Source organism: Streptomyces sp. NPDC006384 (assembly GCF_042870695.1).
Lineage (GTDB): Bacteria > Actinomycetota > Actinomycetes > Streptomycetales > Streptomycetaceae > Streptomyces.
This window is the reverse complement of the sequence record NZ_JBIAHR010000008.1, coordinates 204,261-223,451: the sequence shown is the minus strand read 5'-3', so window position 1 is coordinate 223,451 and position 19,191 is coordinate 204,261. Positions and strand designations below refer to the sequence as shown.

General features: G+C 73.3%; 14 protein-coding genes. 8 read left to right on the top strand and 6 right to left on the bottom strand.

All coding sequences use genetic code 11. The annotated features are described in order from the left end of the window. Positions 1–16 precede the first annotated feature (16 nt). Positions 17–328 carry a hypothetical protein gene (locus ACFYOJ_RS13365; RefSeq protein WP_356554929.1) on the top strand — a complete coding sequence of 104 codons (312 nt, stop codon included), beginning with the start codon at positions 17–19 and terminating at the stop codon, positions 326–328. Positions 329–420: 92 nt separating this feature from the next. Here the strand turns inward: ACFYOJ_RS13365 and ACFYOJ_RS13360 are convergent, their stop codons facing one another. Continuing rightward, positions 421–1,227 (bottom strand): phosphatase, encoded by an 807-nt coding sequence (locus tag ACFYOJ_RS13360; protein ID WP_356554927.1) that lies wholly within the window; start codon positions 1,225–1,227, stop codon positions 421–423. A gap of 81 nt (positions 1,228–1,308) precedes the next feature. Then, a complete protein-coding gene (locus tag ACFYOJ_RS13355; protein WP_356554925.1) occupies positions 1,309–2,856 on the bottom strand; it encodes a helix-turn-helix domain-containing protein in 1,548 nt (515 codons plus the stop codon). A gap of 224 nt (positions 2,857–3,080) precedes the next feature. On the opposite strand from ACFYOJ_RS13355, the gene ACFYOJ_RS13350 reads away from it, so the two are divergent. From ACFYOJ_RS13350 to ACFYOJ_RS13340, 3 genes are all read left to right on the top strand, one after another. After that, positions 3,081–4,541 (top strand): sodium:solute symporter, encoded by a 1,461-nt coding sequence (locus ACFYOJ_RS13350; RefSeq protein WP_356554923.1) that lies wholly within the window; start codon positions 3,081–3,083, stop codon positions 4,539–4,541. A 61-nt stretch (positions 4,542–4,602) separates the two neighbouring features. Beyond that, entirely contained in the window at positions 4,603–5,583 is a 981-nt protein-coding gene (gene speB, locus ACFYOJ_RS13345) for an agmatinase (RefSeq protein WP_356554922.1), read from the top strand. Next, positions 5,580–7,265 carry a thiamine pyrophosphate-binding protein gene (locus tag ACFYOJ_RS13340; RefSeq protein ID WP_356554920.1) on the top strand — a complete coding sequence of 562 codons (1,686 nt, stop codon included), beginning with the start codon at positions 5,580–5,582 and terminating at the stop codon, positions 7,263–7,265. The genes speB and ACFYOJ_RS13340 overlap by 4 nt, the downstream gene beginning before the upstream one ends. 22 nt (positions 7,266–7,287) lie before the next feature. Here the strand turns inward: ACFYOJ_RS13340 and ACFYOJ_RS13335 are convergent, their stop codons facing one another. Then, positions 7,288–8,136 (bottom strand): endonuclease, encoded by an 849-nt coding sequence (locus ACFYOJ_RS13335; RefSeq protein WP_356554918.1) that lies wholly within the window; start codon positions 8,134–8,136, stop codon positions 7,288–7,290. Between the two features lie 339 nt (positions 8,137–8,475). Here ACFYOJ_RS13335 and ACFYOJ_RS13330 point away from each other — a divergent pair, with 339 nt between their 5' ends. Next, the gene (locus ACFYOJ_RS13330) at positions 8,476–8,850 is read left to right on the top strand and encodes a VOC family protein (RefSeq protein WP_356554917.1); all 375 of its coding nucleotides are present in this window, start codon (positions 8,476–8,478) and stop codon (positions 8,848–8,850) included. A 313-nt stretch (positions 8,851–9,163) separates the two neighbouring features. On the opposite strand, the gene ACFYOJ_RS13325 is transcribed toward ACFYOJ_RS13330, so the two are convergent. Further along, complete coding sequence (locus ACFYOJ_RS13325; protein WP_356554916.1) at positions 9,164–9,589, bottom strand: hypothetical protein; 426 nt, start codon at positions 9,587–9,589, stop codon at positions 9,164–9,166. 261 nt (positions 9,590–9,850) lie between these two features. Between ACFYOJ_RS13325 and ACFYOJ_RS13320 the strand changes: the two genes are divergently transcribed. From ACFYOJ_RS13320 to ACFYOJ_RS13310, 3 genes are all read left to right on the top strand, one after another. Then, positions 9,851–10,045, top strand: a complete 195-nt coding sequence (locus ACFYOJ_RS13320; protein ID WP_388596815.1) for a hypothetical protein — start codon at positions 9,851–9,853, stop codon at positions 10,043–10,045. A 901-nt stretch (positions 10,046–10,946) separates the two neighbouring features. Continuing rightward, on the top strand, positions 10,947–14,666 hold the full coding sequence (locus tag ACFYOJ_RS13315; RefSeq protein ID WP_356554914.1) for an ABC transporter ATP-binding protein: 3,720 nt from the start codon (positions 10,947–10,949) through the stop codon (positions 14,664–14,666). 139 nt (positions 14,667–14,805) lie between these two features. Continuing rightward, complete coding sequence (locus ACFYOJ_RS13310; RefSeq protein ID WP_356554912.1) at positions 14,806–16,230, top strand: S28 family serine protease; 1,425 nt, start codon at positions 14,806–14,808, stop codon at positions 16,228–16,230. Positions 16,231–16,278: 48 nt separating this feature from the next. Here the strand turns inward: ACFYOJ_RS13310 and ACFYOJ_RS13305 are convergent, their stop codons facing one another. Next, positions 16,279–16,935, bottom strand: coding sequence for a hypothetical protein (locus tag ACFYOJ_RS13305; RefSeq protein ID WP_356554910.1), 657 nt, complete (start codon positions 16,933–16,935; stop codon positions 16,279–16,281). A 115-nt stretch (positions 16,936–17,050) separates the two neighbouring features. Next, a complete protein-coding gene (locus ACFYOJ_RS13300) occupies positions 17,051–18,895 on the bottom strand; it encodes a glycoside hydrolase family 3 protein (RefSeq protein WP_356554908.1) in 1,845 nt (614 codons plus the stop codon). Between the last annotated feature and the right edge of the window lie 296 nt (positions 18,896–19,191).

Sequence of the window (19,191 nt, the reverse complement as noted above, 5' to 3'; positions counted from 1 at the left end):
CGAAAGGGAATCTCTCATGCGAGCACAGCGAGTAAGGCGCCTTGTCGCGGTGTCGGCGGCCGGACTGACGATGGCCGGTGGTATCGCGATAGGCACGGCGGGCACCGCGTCGGCGAGCGACTCGTCGCACCACGACCGCCACAGCTACAGCCGCGACTACGACCGCGGCCACGACCGCGGCTGGGACCGCTGGGACCGCGACTACCACCATGGTTGGGATCGTTACGACCACGACCGCGGCTACGACCACGACCGTGGCTACGACCGCGGCTACGACAACGGCCACGGCGGCTACGACAACGGCCACGGCGGCTGGGGCGGCCACTGATCCGACGACCCGTCGATGAAGCGGGACGGGACGTGCGGCTCCGCACCGGCGGAGCCGCACGTCCCGGTTCCCGGCCGCGCCCGCAGCACCCGCTATGCGGGACCCGGCCCCGTCCCCAGCCCCGCCTCGCCGAGCAGGTACGCCGTCATCGGGTCGTAGTGGCGCGGGCTGACCACGTGGTCGTCCAGCGGCACGACGACCTGGACGGTGCCCTCGGTCTCGGCGAGGAACAGCGCCGGGTCGTTGCAGTCGGCGTACCCCACGGAGTCGACGCCGTGCTGGCCGGCGTAACCCGCCCAGCCGTGGTCGGCGACGACCAGGTCCGGCAGCGGGCGGCCCGCGCGCTCCAGACCGGTCAGGATCGCCTTCATCGGCTCCCCGGAGTGCGTGTGCCACAGCGTGGCGCCGTGCTCCAGCACCGCCACGTCCGCGAACTGCTGGACGTAGCCCTCCTCCGTCGTCAGCCCCTCCGGGATGACGACGATCTCGCAGCCGGCGGCGCGCAGCGCGGCGGCCGTGGCCCGGTGCACGTCGAGCAGTCCGCCCGGGTGCCCGGTGGCGAACAGCACCCGCTGCCCGCCGTCGGCCGCCTTGCGCAGCCGCCCGGCCATGCGCTCCAGCGCGGCCACGGTCAGCTCCGGGTCGATGGTGTCCTGCCCGTACCGGTGTTCCGGGTCGTCGTTGACGCCGACGCGCTCCGCCATCACCGCGAGCACGTCCTGCTCGTCGGTCCAGCGGTCGCCCAGTTCCAGACCGAGCCAGTAGTGGCGGTCGCCGTTCGCCAGCTTCCGGTAGTGGGAGAGGTTGTTCTCGCGGGGGGTGGCGACGTCGCCCGCGATACGCGTTCTGACGAGGTGTTCGGCGAGTTCGGCGCGGCTGGGTGTCCCGGGTATCGGCATGACTCCATTGTGTAGCAGCCGCCTGGGCGCGTCTGCCGGGTACCGCCTGCTGGGACGCGCGTCACCCGGCCCCGGCGGCGGTCACAGCCGGCGCAGCGCGAACCACAGCTCCATCCGTACGTCGGCGTCGTCGAGGTCGGCGCCCAGCAGGGCCGCGCAGCGGGCGATGCGCTGGCGGACGGTGTTGCGGTGCACGGACAGGGCGACGGCGGTACGGTCCCAGCTGCCGTGCAGGGACAGCCAGACGCGCAGCGTCTCCGTCAGCGCCGGCACCGCCGCGACCGGCGCGAGGAGCGCGCGGGCGTACGCCTCGGCCTCGGCGTCCGGGACCAGGCCGGCCAGGGCGGGCCGGGCGGCGTGCCGCACCGCCGGCACGCGGGTCGCCCGCGCCCGTGCCAGTGCCCGCGCCGCCTGCGCGTCGGCGGTCGCCCACTCGGCCGGGGCGACGGCGGCACTGACCCCCAGCGTCCAGCCCGGCTGCGGGGCCGGCCCGGCACCGGCGGGGGAGCCCGGGGAGGCCTCCGCACCGGCCGTCCGCTCCGCCCCGTGCCCGGGCTCCGGAGTCGCCGGTACCAGAACCCGGACGACGTCGCCGGCCGGGTCGACCAGCGGGGAGCCCAGCGCCGCACCCAGCGCGGAGGCCGCCACCGGGTCCGGGGAGCCGGAGTCCGGGCGGGCGTGCACGACGTGCCAGCGGGCGTCCGCGCCGCCGCCGAGCAGGGGCGCGACCTCCTCGGGGCGGGCGCCCAGCAACAGCCGCACCAGGGCCGCGGAGCGGTCCGCGCCGGTGCCGCTCCGGTGTTCACCGGTGAGCAGGGAGAGCAGCACGGCGGCGACCGACGCGACGGTGTGGTCCCCCGGCTCCCGCCGCGGCGCGGCGACACCGAGCACGAATCCCCCGCCGTTGCCGAGCACGTACGCGGCCAGACGGACACCGGCGACCGTGTCGGTGGCGGTCGTGGAGCCCCGGCGGACGACGTCCCGGGCCAGCTCCGCCAGCGCTCCGCCCGCCCCGCCCGCCTCGCCCTCCGGCTCCCGCCCCGCCGCCGCGATCTCGGCGCCCCCCGGCCCGTACAGTACCGCCCGCCCGTCGAGCCGGGCGGCCAGCCGGCGCAGCACCGACGGCACCGGGTCCGGCCGGGACGCCGCCGCGGCCAGCGCCTGCTGCGCCTCGGACACCCGCCGCACCTCGGCCAGCCGGGTCTGCGCCATCAGCTGCCACACGGCACGGGCCACGCCCGAGAACGTCGTCCGCGGCTCCACCTCCACCAGCGGCAGCCCGTGCGCCTCGCACGCCGCGACCAGCGCCTCGGGCACCGTGTCGTGCACCGGCGCCACCCCGAAACCGAGAGCCGCGCCGCCCCCTGCCACGATCCGCGCGACGTACGCGTCGAAGTAGCCCGCCGTCTCCGCCTCCGTCCCCGCGGGGATGTGCACGCCGGCCGTCAGCAGCAGTTCGCCGCCCAGCATGTACGGGCAGGGGTCGGCCATCTCGGAGGCCTGCGCCCAGTGGACCGTCACCTGTGCCGCCGGGGGCCCGGTGATCTGGCGCAGGGCGAGATCCTCGCGGGACAGCAGGGCCGCGAGGGACACGGGAGGCGTGGGCGGGGCGACTCTCTCCTGCGCCATGGACGTTACCTCCACTCCGGCGGGTCCGAATGGATGGAACGTACACTTCGCAGTTGCTTTTCGGCCACCTAATGTCAATCCGGACCGGAATTCCCCACCGGTGTCGGACCGGCCGTCGCGGGTACGGGCGGATGTCCCCGCGAGGTGCCGGCCGGACAGTGCGTCCGGACAATCCCCCCATCAGCACGACACGCCACCGACGAGTGCGCGAAGGAGCCCCCCCCATGGCCGTCGACTACACAGTGATCGTCGTCTATCTCGCCAGCATGCTCGCCATGGGCTGGTGGGGCATGCGCCGCGCCAAGTCCAAGAGCGAGTTCCTCGTCGCCGGCCGCCGTCTCGGCCCCGCGATGTACTCGGGCACCATGGCGGCCATCGTCCTCGGCGGCGCGTCCACCATCGGCGGTGTCGGACTCGGCTACCAGTACGGGCTCTCCGGTGCCTGGATGGTCGTCACCATCGGCCTCGGCATCCTCGCCCTGTCGATCTTCTTCTCCGCCCGCATCGCCCGGCTGAAGGTCTACACCGTCTCCGAGATGCTGGACCTGCGCTACGGCGGCAGGGCCGGCATCATCTCCGGCGTCGTCATGTGGGCGTACACGCTGATGCTGGCGGTGACCTCCACCATCGCCTACGCCACCATCTTCGACGTCCTCTTCGACGTGAACCGCACCCTCGCGATCGTCCTGGGCGGCACGATCGTCGTCGCCTACTCCACCCTCGGCGGCATGTGGTCCATCACGCTCACCGACATGGTGCAGTTCGTGGTGAAGACCATCGGCGTCCTGCTCCTGCTGCTGCCCATCGCCGTCATCCGGGCCGGCGGCTTCGGCGAGATGAAGGCGAAGCTGCCGACCTCCTACTTCGACCCGCTCGGCGTCGGCGGCGAGACGATCTTCACCTACGTCCTGATCTACACCTTCGGCATGCTCATCGGGCAGGACATCTGGCAGCGCGTCTTCACCGCGGGCAGCGACCGCACCGCCAAGTGGGGCGGCACCGTCGCCGGCACCTACTGCCTCGTCTACGCCGTCGCCGGCGCGATCATCGGCACGGCCGCCAAGGTTCTCTACCCGAAGCTCGCCAGCCCCGACGACGCCTTCGCCACCATCGTCAAGGACGAACTCCCCGTCGGCGTGCGCGGCCTGGTGCTGGCCGCCGCCCTGGCCGCGGTGATGTCCACGTCCTCCGGCGCCCTCATCGCCTGCGCCACCGTCGCCAACAACGACATCTGGTCCCGGCTGCGCGGCGTGATGCGCAAGACGGACGAGGAGCACGACGAGGTCAAGGGCAACCGCGTCTTCATCCTCGTCATGGGCGTCGCCGTGATCTGCGCCGCGATCGCCCTGAACGACGTCGTCGAGGCGCTCACCGTCGCCTACAACCTCCTCGTCGGCGGCCTCCTCGTGCCCATCCTCGGCGGACTGCTGTGGAAGCGCGGCACCGCACAGGGCGCCCTCGCCGCCGTCGCCGTCGGCGGCCTCGCGGTCGTCGGCCTCATGGCCGGCTACGGCATCCTCGCCAACGAGCCCGTCTACTACGGCCTGCTGGCCTCCCTGGCCGCCTACGTCGTCGTCTCCCTGGCGACCCGGCCCACCGACGCGGCCGTCCTGGCCGCCTGGCGCGAACGTCTCGCCGGCCGCGCCCCCGAATCCGCACCCGAACCGGTACCGGCCCACCAGTAGAGTCGTACCGAGCGGTACAGAGCAGTAAATACGCGAAGAAGCGTAAGAAGGAAGGCAATTCATGAGCAGCAACGAGACGCCCCGCGGCCCCGTCGACTCCTCCCGCGTCCCGCGGTACGCCGGGCCGGCGACCTTCGCCCGGCTGCCCCGCCTGGACGAGGTGGGCACCGCCGACGTCGCCGTGGTGGGCGTGCCGTTCGACTCGGGGGTCTCGTACCGGCCCGGTGCCCGCTTCGGCGGCAACGCCATCCGCGAGGCCTCCCGGCTGCTGCGCCCCTACAACCCGGCGCAGGACGCCTCGCCCTTCGCCCTCGCCCAGGTCGCCGACGGCGGTGACATAGCGGTCAACCCGTTCAACATCAACGAGGCCGTCGAGACGGTCGAGGCCGCCGCCGACGACCTCCTCGGCACGGGCGCCCGCCTGATGACCCTGGGCGGCGACCACACCATCGCGCTGCCGCTGCTGCGCTCGGTCGCCAAGAAGCACGGCCCGGTCGCCCTGCTCCACTTCGACGCCCACCTGGACACCTGGGACACCTACTTCGGCGCCGAGTACACGCACGGCACCCCCTTCCGCCGCGCGGTCGAGGAGGGCATCCTCGACACGGAGGCGCTCTCCCACGTCGGTACCCGCGGCCCGCTGTACGGCAAGAAGGACCTGACCGACGACGAGAAGATGGGCTTCGGCATCGTCACCTCCGCCGACGTCTACCGCCGCGGCGCCGACGAGATCGCCGACCAGCTGCGCCAGCGCATCGGCGACCGCCCGCTGTACATCTCCATCGACATCGACTGCCTGGACCCGGCCCACGCCCCCGGCACCGGCACCCCCGAGGCCGGCGGCATGACCTCCCGCGAGCTGCTGGAGATCCTGCGCGGCCTGGCCTCCTGCAACCTGGTGTCGGCCGACGTCGTCGAGGTGGCCCCCGCGTACGACCACGCGGAGATCACGTCGGTGGCCGCGTCCCACACCGCGTACGAACTGACCACCATCATGAGCCGCCAGATCGCGGCCGCCCGCGAGGAGAACGAGGGCAAGTGACCCACGACCACGACCTGGTGCTCCGTCCGACCGCCGCCCAGACGGAGGCCGCGCTGAACCCTCCTCCCGGCCGCATCGGCGGAGACCTGGTCGTGGAGACCCTGGCCGCCCTCGGCGCGACCACCGTCTTCGGCCTGCCCGGCCAGCACGCCCTCGGCATGTTCGACGCCCTGCGCCGCTCGGACCTGCGCTACATCGGCCTGCGGGTGGAGAACAACGCCGGTTTCGCGGCGGACGCCTACGGCCGGATCACCGGCGAGGCCGCCCCGCTCCTCCTGTCGACCGGCCCGGGAGCCCTCACCTCCCTGGCCGCGCTCCAGGAGGCGCGGGCGGCCTCCGCCCCCGTCCTGGCGATCAGCAGCCAGGTCCCGACGGCCGGCCTGGGCGGCGGCCGCCACGGCTATCTGCACGAACTCCCCGACCAGGCGGCGTCCTTCCGGGGCGTGGTGAAGTCCGTCCACACCGTCCGCACACAGTCCCAGATCCCGTCCGCGCTCGCCGAGGCCTGGACGTCGGCGCTCACCGTCCCGCACGGCCCCGTGTGGGTGGAGATCCCGCAGGACGTCCTGCTGGCCGAGACGCCGATCCCCGTGGTGACCGGCGGCGACACCTTCCCCGAGGAACTGCCCCCGCGCCCCGAACTGACCGCGGTGGCTGCCGACCTGCTCGCGCGTGCCGAACGCCCCGCGATCATCGCGGGCGGGGGAGTGGTCCGCGCGGACGCCTCCGGCAAGCTGCGGCAGCTGGCGGAGCGGCTCCAGGCGCCCGTGGTCACGACCTTCGGCGGCAAGGGCGCGTTCCCCTGGACGCACCCCCTGTCCCTCCAGTCCTGGCTGGAGGACCGCCACACCACCGACTTCCTGGAGGACGCGGACGTCCTGCTGGTGGTCGGCTCGGGCCTCGGCGAACTCTCCTCGAACTACCACACCTTCCGGCCGCGCGGCCGGGTGATCCAGATCGAGGCCGACCTCGGCAAGCTGGAGTCCAACCACCCGGCCCTGGGCATCCACGCCGACGCACGCCTCGCCCTCCAGGCTCTGCTGGAGACGGTGGAGGAGCGGCACGACCCGACGGCGCCCGAGCGCGTGCGGGCCCTGCTGGACAGGGTCGGCGAACGCCTCGCCTCCCAGGACCTCACCCTGGAGCAGGACGTCCTCGCGGCCGTCCGCCGAGCCCTGCCGGCCGACGCCCCGTCCTTCTGGGACATGACCATCCTGGCCTACTGGGCCTGGTCGGCCTTCGACGCCAAGGCGCCCAACACCATGCACTCCGCTCAGGGAGCCGGCGGCCTCGGCTACGCCTTCCCGGCCGCGCTGGGAGCGGCGGCCGCCGATCCCACCCGCCCGGTGCTGGCGGTCTCCGGCGACGGCGGCGCCCTGTACTCCGTCGCCGAACTGGCCACCGCCCGCCAGTACGGCCTGAACGTCACCTGGCTGATCGTCGACGACGGCGGCTACGGCATCCTGCGCGAGTACATGACCGGCGCCTTCGGCGAGCCCACGGCGACGGAGCTCACCCGCCCCGACTACGTGGCGCTCGCCGAGTCGTTCGGGGTGCCGGGGGTGCGCACGACCCCCGAGACCCTGGAGGCCGACCTCGCGAAGGCCCTGGCCGCCCCCGGCCCCTCGGTCGTCGTACTCCCCGCCGTACTGCGGATGTTCGCGCCGACGCACCTGGGCTGAGGGCGGACCGCCGCCGGGGCCGTCACCAGATCGCCTCGACCCACTCCGGGTGGTCGATGAACGGGTTGCGGTTGTGCTGGTAGGTCTCGTGGATGACCTGGTTGCGGCGCTTCTCGAAGGCGTCCGGCGGGTCCTCGTCGTTCCACTCCTTCAGGACGGCGAGCTTGCCGATGTACGGCTTGCTGCCGTTGTTCACGCTGCTGTTGACCTCCAGGTCGGCCCAGCCGTCGCCGCCCTCGTAGCGCACCGCCATGTAGAAGATCATGCGCGCCACGTCGCCCTTGACGGCGTCGCGGGGCTCGAAGGAGTCGGAGTCGGTGAGGCTGCCGCCGCCGTTGCTCACGGTGCTGCCGCCGTTGTCGAAGTCCTTGTTGCCGCGGACGCTGTTGACCCGGACGTCCTCGGGGCGCAGGTGGTGCAGGTCGGTGCCGGGTCCGATGGAGGTGCCGAAGTCGCCGTGCGACTTGGCCCAGACGTGCTCCCGGTTCCAGTCGCCGGTGTCACCGCCGTTGAGCGACTTGCTGCGGGAGACGCCCGAGTAGAGCAGGATCACGTTGCCGCTGTCGGCGGGGTCCTGGTCGGTGTTCTTCAGGGCGTCCCAGACGGCCGAGTAGGGGAGTTTTGTCTGGTCGCTGATGATCGTGTGGAGGGAGGACTTGAGCGCGGCGCCGGTCTTGCCGAGCGCGTCCTTGTAGTACGTCGAGTCGTAGTCGCTGCCGGTCGCCGCCGTCGCCGTCGCCGTCGCCGTTGTCGTCGTTGCCGTCGCCGGGGCCGCGGAGAGGGTGGGGGCGGCGAGGGCGACGAGGGCGGCGGCGGCCAGCGCGGTCGCCTTCCGACGCCGCCGGCCTGCGGATATGCGTATCGCGAGCATGTGGGGTGTCCGATCTACGCGGGTTGATGTCTGGGTGATACCGCAGACAGTGACATGGGCATGCACGCGGCGGCGTGAAGGGAAGGTGGCGATTGCGTGACAGGGCGCGGGACAGTGAACGACCGCCCCCGGGTTGCCAGGTGAGTGTCCGTCACCTAGCGTTGGCCGACGTGAACACCGGACCGGCCATGGGCCACACACGGAACGGCGACCCGGTGGAGGGCTGACCCCGCGCCGGGCGCGCGGTGGGCGCCCCCTCGGTTCGGCACGCGGACCTCCCCGTGCTCGTCCACCCCGACGAGCCCGTTTCCGCACCGAACCCACCGTGAGGCCGACCGCATGCCAGCCACGTTCAACCACACCATCATCGCCGCCGAGGACCGCGAAGAATCCGCCCGTTTCTTCCAGGAGTTGCTGGAAGCGGACGCGGCACCGTCCTGGGGCCCGTTCACCAACATCCAGCTCGCCGACGGCGTACTGCTCCAGTTCGCCGAGCCGCCGGTCGAGATCCAGATGCAGCACTACGCGTTCCTGGTCGACGACGACCTCTTCGACCGCGCCTACCGGCGCCTGCTCGACCGCGGCATCGAGCACTGGGCCGACCCCCAGATGCGGCGCCCCGGTGAGACGAACACCGGACACGGCGGCCGCGGCGTCTACTTCAAGGACCCGGCAGGCCACGCCATCGAACTGATCACCCGCCCCTACCTGTAGCCGGCGGCCGCCCGGCCGGACGTCCTGCGGGGCATCCTGCCGGGCGGGTCACCCGCCCGTGCCCCTGTTCCTGCCCGTGCCCGTGGGCGGCGAGCGGTGGGCGGCATCCGGCCGGCCCGGCGCGTCCCCGTCAGGCGTCGTCCTGCGACGGCCCCGCCCCGGCCCAGGGGCGGAGCAGGTCGCCCAGCAGCGCTCCGAACGCCCCGTCCAGCCTGCCCTCCCACTCCCGGTCACCGACCGCTTCGACGCAGAGGGCGGCGGGGCGGGCGATCCACAGGATCTTCCAGGGCAGGTCGTACAGCGCGGGATCGCTTCACACCCCGCCGTGCGGGGCGAGCGGATGCAGCAGGTCGCCGACGTGTTCCGTCACGACGCCCACCAGCGGCCCGTCGACGGTCCCGTGCGCCCGCGGCAGCGCCTCACGGGCGGTCCGCGCGACGGCGGCCGTCGTCGGATGCCCCCGCACCACGCGTACGACCTGACCCAGGTGCGCGACGATGCCCGGCACGGTGCCGTCGCTCGGGTGGGTTTGCCGCGCGGTGCGGAATGCCTGCGCCAGCTCCGCCCTCAACGCCGCCAGATGCAGGGCGGAGGCCGTCTTCCAGTACGTCCAGAGGAAGTTGCGTGAGACTCCGCACGTCCGAGCGACGGCTGCCAGGGACACGTCCAGACCGTCTTCCCGCATCAGCGTGCACACCGTGCTGATCACATGTCCGGTGCCGAGAGGATTGCGCTCCATGCACTCAGCATCGAAAAAACGTGAGCACTCGGGGCCGGAATGTCCTCAGTCCACTCAAATGAGCGAGGCGAGGACAGTAGAGGCCGAAATGCTCATGTTTTTCGGAAGGGGGAGGGAGAGGAGAGCCCGGCCTCCGGGCCGCAACGGCGCACGGAGCGGGAGACGGTACGCAGACCCGGTCGGGGAACTCGGAGATCCCCGGCGGGCCGGGCCGCTCATGAGACTCTGACGGCGCCAGGGGCGCCGTCCCCCTCGCCGGCCGTGCGCGAGTCCGCCGCCGTCGGCATCCGGTCCGCATGCCCGGTGTTCCTCGGCCGCACGCCGACGCGCCGGAGCGACGTCGGCCCGGTGACCGACACACCCGTCCCTCTTCTCGCCGATCCGGACCCGGACGCCGCGCGGCGCGCCCTGGGGGACGCTGCCGACGCCGGGGGCGCCGTCCTCGAACCGCTGTGACGGACACGGCGCGACGGCCCTGGTGCCCTGCGGGCGCGCGCCTTCACCGCGCCGGCCGCGGCCGGTGGCGAGGAGGCGCTGTCCGAGCGGGACCGGGCGGCCGGCGCGCGACTGATCCGGATCAAGGGGCGTTCGACGACCGGCCCGAGCCGCTGGAGGGCTGCTCCGCCTCCCGGACCGCCGTCCCCGGAGAGGACCGGACGGGCACCACCGGCGCTCTGGCCTGTACGGCGAACGGCTCGCGGCCTTCGTCGCGCCGGGGCACAGCGCCGTCCTCCCCGACAGCGACGACCGTCCCGCCCCCGCCGCGTGTACGTCACCCCGAGGCGGGCGGCTGGACGTTGATCGTGGGACCCCGGCACAACCCCGCCGACCCCGAGCGCGTCGGCGCGGTGCCCGGAGCCGTCACCGGACCGGGCCGCCGCCACGGCCCCGCCCAGGCGTACCGCTTCGGCGAGCACGGCGCCGGACCGGACTGCGCCCCCGGCCGGGAACGGGGCCGTGGTGCGCCGCGCCGACACCTCCGTCTGCGGCGAGGGACGGCTCCCCGGGCCGGACGAGCGGCTCCCCGGGCCGGACGAGCGGCTCCTTGAGGAACCCGCCCGCACGCCGAGCGGACGAGAGGACGACGAGGACGCCGCACGGGAGGACACCACCACGTACAGGGCCCCGGCCCGCGCCCCGGCCGGGCGCGACGAGCTGCTTCGCCCTGGGCACCGGGGGCCACGGCCGGGGCGTCAACGCCCTCACCCCCCTCACGGCCGGACAGGACCCGCCGGGGCGGGGCGTACCGCATCCGAGGCGGGAGCCCGAATGTTGCGGCGGGATGAAATCCCCGCTCGCCCGTGTTGGTGCCTTCCGGTAGATCAGACGAGCAGGACGACCGACCGGAGGGCACCGCGTGGACGCGCAACGGGGATGGGCACGACGGCTGGCGGGGTACGCCTGGCGGTATCCCAAGGACGTCGTCCTCGCCCTCGGGTCCTCCCTCGGCGGCATGGCCGTCATGGCCCTCGTCCCGCTGATCACCAAGGTGATCGTCGACGACGTGATCGGCGACAAGAGCAGGTCCATGGCCACCTGGGCCGGGCTCCTGGTCGGCGCCGCGCTCGCCGTCTACGGCCTCACCTACGTCCGCCGCTACTACGGCGGCCGGCTCGCCCTCGACGTGCAGCACGACCTGCGCACGGACATGTACGACACGATCACCCGGCTCGACGGGCGACGGCAGGACGAGCTGTCCACCGGCCAGGTCGTCGGACGCGCCACCAGCGACCTCCAGCTGATCCAGAGCCTGCTGTTCATGCTCCCGATGACCATCGGGAACGTCCTGCTCTTCCTGATCTCCCTGGTGATCATGGCGTGGCTGTCCCCGCCGCTCACCCTGGTCGCCCTCGCCGTCGCCCCCGCGCTGTGGTTCATCGCCCGCCGCAGCCGCACCCGGCTGCACCCCGCCACCTGGTACGCCCAGGCCCAGGCCGCCGCCGTCGCCGGCGTGGTCGACGGCTCGGTGAGCGGCGTACGCGTGGTGAAGGGCTTCGGGCAGGAGGAGCAGGAGACCGGCAAGCTCCGGGAGGTCGGCAGGCGGCTGTTCGCCGGACGGCTGCGGACGATCCGGCTGAACAGCCGGTACACCCCCGCCCTCCAGGCCGTCCCCGCCCTCGGCCAGGTCGCCATGCTCGCCCTCGGCGGCTGGCTGGCCGTCCGCGGGAACATCACGCTGGGCACCTTCGTCGCCTTCTCCACCTACCTGGCCCAGCTCGTCGGCCCGGTCCGCATGCTCGCCATGGTCCTCACCGTCGGCCAGCAGGCCCGCGCCGGCACCGAACGCGTCCTGGAGCTGATCGACACCGAGCCGTCCCTGACCGACGGCACCCGGGAACTCCCGGCCGACGCGCCCGCCACCGTCGAGTTCGACGACGTGTCCTTCGGCTACGACCCCGGCCGGCCCGTCCTCGACGGACTCTCCTTCGAGATCCGGCCCGGCGAGACCCTCGCCGTCGTCGGCTCCTCCGGCTCCGGCAAGTCCACCGTCTCCCTGCTCCTGCCGCGCTTCTACGACGTGACGCGCGGCGCCGTCCTCGTCGGCGGCCACGACGTGCGGGAACTGACCCTCGACTCGCTGCGCGCCGCGATCGGGCTCGTGCCCGAGGACTCGTTCCTCTTCTCCGACACCGTGCGCGCCAACATCGCCTACGGCCGCCCCGACGCCACCGACGAGGAGATCGAGGCCGCGGCCCGCGCCGCGCAGGCCCACGGCTTCATCAGCGAGCTGCCCGACGGCTACGACACCACCGTCGGCGAGCACGGACTGACCCTCTCCGGCGGCCAGCGCCAGCGCGTCGCCCTCGCCCGCGCCATCCTCACCGACCCCCGGCTGCTCGTCCTGGACGACGCCACCTCCGCCGTGGACGCCCGCGTCGAGCACGAGATCCACGAGGCGCTGGCGCACGTCATGCGGGGCCGCACCACCCTGCTGATAGCCCACCGCCGCTCCACCCTCGGCCTCGCCGACCGCATCGCCGTCCTCGACCACGGCCGCCTCGCCGACATCGGCACCCACGACGAGCTCCAGGAACGGTGCGCCCTCTACCGCCGCCTGCTCACCGACCCCGACGAGCTCGGCGGCGTCTCGCCCGGCCACACCCGCCCCGCCGAGGCGCCGGAGGACACCTCCGTCCGCGACGAGCTGGACGCCGAGTTCGACGCCGAGCGCGGCGTCACCCCGCGGCTGTGGACCGGCGACCGCGCGCCCAAGGACACCGCCCTCGCCGGCACCCCGGCCACCCCCGAGCTGCTCGCCCAGGTCGACGCCCTGCCCCCGGCCACCGACACCCCGGACGTCGACGAGGCCCGCGCCGTGCTGCCGGAGGAGTCGTACGGCCTGCGGCGCCTCCTGCGCGGCTTCGGCCGCCCGCTGCTCGTCAGCCTCGCCCTGGTCGCCGCCGACGCCGGCATGGGCCTGCTGCTGCCGGTGCTGATCCGGCACGGCATCGACGACGGCGTCACCCGGCTCGCCCTCGGCGCGGTCTGGACGGCCTCCCTGCTGGGCCTGCTCACGGTGCTCGTGCAGTGGGCGGCGCAGACCGGGGAGATCCGCATGACCGGCCGCACCGGCGAACGGATCCTGTACGCCCTGCGCCTGAAGATCTTCGCCCAGCTCCAGCGGCTCGGCCTGGACTACTACGAGCGCGAGCTGACCGGCCGGATCATGACCCGGATGACCACGGACGTCGACGCGCTGTCGACGTTCCTCCAGACGGGACTGGTCACCGCCTTCGTCTCGGTCGTCACCTTCTTCGGCATCATGGCCGCCCTGCTGGTGATCGACGTACAGCTCGCCCTGGTCGTCTTCGCGACGCTGCCGCCGCTGGTCGTCGCCACCTTCTTCTTCCGCCGGGCCAGCGTGAAGGCGTACGAACTGGCCCGCGAGCGGGTGTCCGCGGTCAACGCCGACCTGCAGGAGTCGGTGGCCGGCCTGCGGATCGTGCAGGCGTTCCGGCGCGAGCACGACGGCGGGCGGCGCTTCGCCGAGCACAGCGACAGCTACCGGCGGGCCCGCATCCGCGGCCAGTGGCTGATCTCGGTGTACTTCCCGTTCGTGCAGCTGCTGTCCTCGGCCGCGGCCGTCGCCGTGCTGGTCGTCGGCGGCGCGCGCATCGACGACGCCACGCTGACCACCGGCGCGCTGGTCGCCTACCTGCTCTACATCGACCTGTTCTTCGCCCCCGTCCAGCAGCTCTCCCAGGTCTTCGACGGCTACCAGCAGGCGACCGTCTCCCTGGGCCGCATCCAGGAACTGCTGCGCGAGCCCACCTCGACCCGGACCGCCGAGAAACCGGCCGAGGTCACCTCCCTGCGCGGCGAGATCGCCTTCGAGGACGTGCACTTCCGGTACGGCGACGAGGAGGAGGCCCTCACCGGCATCGACCTGCGCATCCCCGCCGGGCAGACCGTCGCCTTCGTCGGCGAGACCGGCGCCGGCAAGTCGACCCTGGTCAAGCTGGTCGCCCGCTTCTACGACCCGACCGGCGGGCGGGTCACCGTCGACGGGCGGGACCTGCGCGACCTCGACCTCACCTCCTACCGGCACCGCCTCGGCGTCGTCCCGCAGGAGGCCTACCTCTTCCCCGGCACCGTCCGCGACGCCATCGCCTACGGCCGCCCCGACGCCACCGACGCCGAGGTGGAGGCGGCGGCACGCGCGGTCGGCGCCCACGAGATGATCGCCACCCTGGAGGGCGGCTACCTCCACGAGGTCGCCGAACGGGGCCGCAACCTCTCCGCCGGACAGCGCCAGCTGATCGCCCTGGCCCGCGCCGAACTCGTCGACCCGGACGTCCTCCTCCTCGACGAGGCGACCGCGGCACTGGACCTGGCCACCGAGGCCCAGGTCAACCAGGCCACCGACCGGATCGCGGGCCGCCGTACGACCCTGGTCGTGGCACACCGGCTGACCACGGCCGCCCGCGCCGACCGGGTCGTCGTCATGGACCACGGGCGGGTCGCCGAGGACGGCACGCACGAGGAGCTGCTGGCACTCGACGGACGGTACGCGCGGCTGTGGCGTACCTTCGTCGGCGCCGCCGGACCGGAGGAGCCGGTCGCCGCCTCCCGCTGACCGCCGCCCTCCCGCCGACCGGGGCCGGCACCCCGGCGTCCGTCACCGGCCCCGGGCCGGCCATTTCCCCATCTCCCCTGGTGTACGGGTGACTTGCTCCGATAGCTTCCGGCGCACGTCTGTTTCCCAGGGAGGGTGCATGCGCAAGGCGCTCAGATGGCTGCTGGCGCTCGTGGTGCTCATAGGCACCGCCGGCACGGCGGGCGCGGCCACCGCCGCCGAGCCGAAGGCCGTCGACATCAAGGACCGGTTGCTGTCCATACCGGGCATGAGCCTGATCGAGGAGAAGCCGTACACCGGCTACCGCTTCTTCGTCCTGAACTACACGCAGCCGGTCGACCACCGGCACCCGTCCAAGGGCACGTTCCAGCAGCGGATCACCGTGCTGCACAAGGACGTGAGCCGCCCGACGGTCTTCTACACCGGCGGCTACCACATCTCCACGAACCCGAGCCGCCGCGAGCCGACCCAGATCGTGGACGGCAACCAGGTCTCCATGGAGTACCGCTACTTCACCCCGTCCCGGCCCCAGCCGGCCGACTGGTCCAAGCTGGACATCTGGCAGGCCGCCAGTGACCAGCACCGCATCTTCAAGGCCCTCAAGCCCGTCTACTCCGAGAACTGGATCTCCACCGGCGGCTCCAAGGGCGGCATGACCGCCACCTACTACGAGCGGTTCTACCCCCGCGACATGGACGGCGTCGTCGCCTACGTCGCCCCCAACGACGTGGTGAACAAGGAGGACTCGGCGTACGACCGCTTCTTCGCCACCGTCGGCACGGAGGAGTGCCGCGACCGCCTGAACGGCGTGCAGCGCGAGGCCCTGGTGCGCCGGGCGCCGCTGGAGAAGAAGTACGCGGCGTACGCGGCCGAGAACGGCTACACCTTCGACACGATCGGCAGCCTCGACCGCGCCTACGAGGCCGTCGTCCTCGACTACGTGTGGGGCTTCTGGCAGTACAGCACCCTGAAGGACTGCGCCGGCATCCCCGCCGACGCGAAGAACGCCACCGACGACGTGATCTGGGAGTCGGTCGACACCGTCTCCGGCTTCGCCGCCTACACCGACCAGGGCCTGGAGCGGTACACGCCGTACTACTACCAGGCCGGCACCCAGCTGGGCGCGCCGACGATCCGCTTCCCGCACATCGAGAAGAAGTACATCCGCTACGGCTACCAGCCGCCGCGCAACTTCGTGCCCCGCGCGATCGAGATGGAGTTCCAGCCGTGGGCGATGCGGGACGTCGACACCTGGGTGAGGCACAACGCCCGCCACATGCTGTTCGTGTACGGCGAGAACGACCCGTGGGGCGCCGAGCCCTTCCGCCTCGGCCACGGCGCGCGTGACTCCTACGTCATGACCGCGCCCGGCATGAACCACGGCGCCAACGTCGCCGGCCTGGTGCCCGAGCAGAAGGCCCTGGCCACCGCCCGCATCCTCGACTGGGCGGGCGTCGCCCCCGCCACCGTCCGGGAGAACCCGGCGACGGCCCGCCCGCTGGCGGCGTTCGACGCCAGGCTGGACAAGCGGGACGTCCGGCAGGAGACGGCGCTGCGTCCATAGTGCCGCGCACCCACCGGGCCGTGTCCGGCCGTTGTGCGTGAAGGACGCTCACAGCGGCCGGGCGCAGCCCACCGGGCGGTCACCGTCGCCGAGGCGGACGAACAGGGCGGTCCCGGCGGGGCAGCGGTCCCGGCCGGTGACCGCCCGGACCACCTTGTACTGCGGTTTCCGCTCACCCTTCCCGTCGCACGCGGTCTCGCGGACCTTGCCGCGGCCGGCGTCGTAGACGCAGTCGCCGACGATGGTGCGCGGGCCGCCCCCGCCGCCGGGGTCGCCGGGGTGCGGCGGCTGCAGCGAGCGCATGCAGGCGTAGCCCTGCGCCACCGCGCCGTCGCCGTCCTCGTCGGCGGAGGGCCGCTGTTCGCTGATGTGCAGGACGAAGTCGGTGACCGGCGGGCAGGGCGGCCCGCCCGACGCCTTCCCGTCGTGCCGGGCCACGACCCGGGCCGCCGCCCGCTCGCTCGCGCACGGCACCTCGGTGAAGCTGACCGTCCCGAACGAGCTGCACTCGTCGACCGCCAGGAACACCGCCCCGTACCCGGTGAGCCGGGTGGACGCGGCCGACGGCGACGGACCGCCGAGCCGCCCGTGCGGATCCGTCCCGCCGGACGTCGGAGCCTGACAGCCCGCCAGCAGTACGGCCGTCAGTACGGCCGGCAGCGCCGCCGGCGCGCGCCGCGCGCCCGTCCGCCTTCTCCCACGCATAGCCGTCCCCCCGGATCCCCCGCCCAGCGTGACCCGCCGAGGCGGGTGCACGCCAGTCGTGCGGGGAGCTTTGCGCACGGTGACGGGTGCGCTCCGGGCGGGTGGCGTACGCCGCCTACGACCGGTACGTCAGTCCGTGTCCGATCGGGTGGAGCACCGCCGTCGGATCGTCCGCGCGCATCACCGGCACGGGCAGCTTCCCGCGCGGCCGCACCCGGCCGGCGATCACCCGGGCCGCCGCCCGCATCTCGACGTCCGTCCAGGAGTACGCGGCGAGGACGGCCGGCACGCCGGGCAGCCGGGCCACGTCGTACGGGTTGCGGATCGCGACCGCGACCACCGGCTTCCCGGTGGCGAGCAGCCGGGCGACCAGCGTGCGCTGGCTGCTGCCCGCGGTGACGTTGTAGGTGGCCACCACCACCGCGTCCGCCTCCCCGGCGGCGGCGACCGCCCGGTCGATGGTCGCGGCAGACGGGGCGGTGCCGGTGGACAGGGTGGTGGCGGTGAAGCCGAGTTCGCCCAGCGCGCCCGCGAGGGTGCCGGTCGGAGGGCCCGTGGTGCCCGACGGGGAGGCGGGATCGGCGCCGACGACCAGCAGCCTCGGCGTCCGGCGCCGGGACAGGGGCAGCAGCTGCCCCTCGTTGACCAGCAGCGTCGTGCTCCGCTCGGCGATCCGGTCGGCGGCGGCCAGGTGCCCCCGGGTGCCGACCGTGCGGTCCACGTCCCGGGCGCTGGTGTAGGCGTTCTCGAAGAGACCGAGCTTCGCCTTCAGCCGCAGCACCCGCAGGATCGATTCGTCGAGCCGCGCCTCGGTCAGCTCGCCCTCGCGCACGGCCGTGAGCACCGCGTTCCACGCGAGGTCCAGGTCCGGCGGGTTGAGGAGCTGGTCGACGCCGGCCTTCAGCGCCAGCACCGGCACCCGGTCGTCGCCGTACTTCGTCCGTACGCCCTCCATGCCGAGGGAGTCGGTGACCACGACGCCGTCGTAGCCGAGTTCCTCACGCAGGATGCCGGTGAGGATCGGGCGGGAGAGGGTGGCCGGGTCACCGGAGTCGTCGAGCGCCGGGACGACGAGGTGCGCGGTCATGATCGCGTCGATGCCGGCCGCGATCGCCGCGCGGAACGGCGGCGCGTCCAGCTTCTCCCACTCGGCGCGGCTGTGCGTGATGACCGGCAGACCGGTGTGGCTGTCGGTGGCCGTGTCGCCGTGCCCGGGGAAGTGCTTGGCGCACGCGGCGACACCGGAGCGCTGGTACCCCGTCACCTCGGCGGCCACCAGACCGGCCACCGCCTCGGGGTCGGCGCCGAAGGAGCGCACGCCGATCACGGGGTTGGCCGGGTTGACGTTGACGTCGGCCACGGGGGAGTAGTCCTGCCGGACGCCCATCGCGCGCAGTTCGGCGCCCGCGATCCGGCCGAGGGCGCGGGCGTCGGAGCGCGAGCCGTTCGCGCCGACGGCCATCGCGCCGGGGAAGAGGGTCGCCGGCTCGCCCACGCGGGCCACTATGCCGTGCTCCTGGTCGGTGGAGATCAGCACCGGAAGCCCGCGCGGCAGCGACAGGGACGCCTTCTGGATGCCGTTGGACAGACCGGCGATCTGGTGCGGGTCGCGGGTGTTGTGGGCCCAGGCGAAGTAGATGACGCCGCCGACGCGGTACTTGGCGATCAGCTCGGCGGCGGTGCGGACGCCGATCTCCTCGAGGTTGGCGTCGATGTCGGCCTGGTCGGGGGCGGTGGCGGAGTGGCCGTAGACCCGCATCACGAAGAGCTGGCCGACCTTCTCCTCCAGCGTCATGCGGGAGATGAGGGCACGGAGCCTGTCGTCGTCGGGCCGGCGGGGGGCGGCGACGGCGGTGCCGCCGGCCGCGAGCACCGCGGTGACACCCGCGGTGGCGGCGAGGACGGTGCGTCTGGAGGGGCGTGCGGTGCTTCCCGGGCCGGCCGTGCTGCTGTCGTGCACGTGCGCTCCTTCCGGAGTGATCCGCGGGGGATCGCTGGAGAGCTGCTGAAGGACACTGAAGGAAACTTCCAAGGAGTCACCAATATCCGGGAAGTTTCTGCCAGTCAAGGGAGCGCACAGGAGTCACCGGCCGGGCCGGGGCGGGCTGGGCCGGGCGGTGAGAGGGAGAGGGGCGGAGGGGCCGCCACCGGCGCTCGGGAGGGGGGCGCGCCGATGGCGGCGTGCTGCCGGCCGCGGTGCGGAGGAGAGGGTGGTCAGCGATCGCAGCCAGCAGCGAGGCCGACACCGCACGGCGG

Excerpts from the sequence above, each read along its gene's own strand:
- ACFYOJ_RS13365 (WP_356554929.1), top strand. The coding sequence starts at position 17 with ATGCGAGCACAGCGAGTAAGGCGCCTTGTCGCGGTGTCGGCGGCCGGA.
- ACFYOJ_RS13360 (WP_356554927.1), bottom strand. The coding sequence starts at position 1,227 with ATGCCGATACCCGGGACACCCAGCCGCGCCGAACTCGCCGAACACCTC.
- ACFYOJ_RS13355 (WP_356554925.1), bottom strand. The coding sequence starts at position 2,856 with ATGGCGCAGGAGAGAGTCGCCCCGCCCACGCCTCCCGTGTCCCTCGCG.
- ACFYOJ_RS13350 (WP_356554923.1), top strand. The coding sequence starts at position 3,081 with ATGGCCGTCGACTACACAGTGATCGTCGTCTATCTCGCCAGCATGCTC.
- speB (WP_356554922.1), top strand. The coding sequence starts at position 4,603 with ATGAGCAGCAACGAGACGCCCCGCGGCCCCGTCGACTCCTCCCGCGTC.
- ACFYOJ_RS13335 (WP_356554918.1), bottom strand. The coding sequence starts at position 8,136 with ATGCTCGCGATACGCATATCCGCAGGCCGGCGGCGTCGGAAGGCGACC.
- ACFYOJ_RS13330 (WP_356554917.1), top strand. The coding sequence starts at position 8,476 with ATGCCAGCCACGTTCAACCACACCATCATCGCCGCCGAGGACCGCGAA.
- ACFYOJ_RS13325 (WP_356554916.1), bottom strand. The coding sequence starts at position 9,589 with ATGGAGCGCAATCCTCTCGGCACCGGACATGTGATCAGCACGGTGTGC.
- ACFYOJ_RS13310 (WP_356554912.1), top strand. The coding sequence starts at position 14,806 with ATGCGCAAGGCGCTCAGATGGCTGCTGGCGCTCGTGGTGCTCATAGGC.
- ACFYOJ_RS13305 (WP_356554910.1), bottom strand. The coding sequence starts at position 16,935 with ATGCGTGGGAGAAGGCGGACGGGCGCGCGGCGCGCGCCGGCGGCGCTG.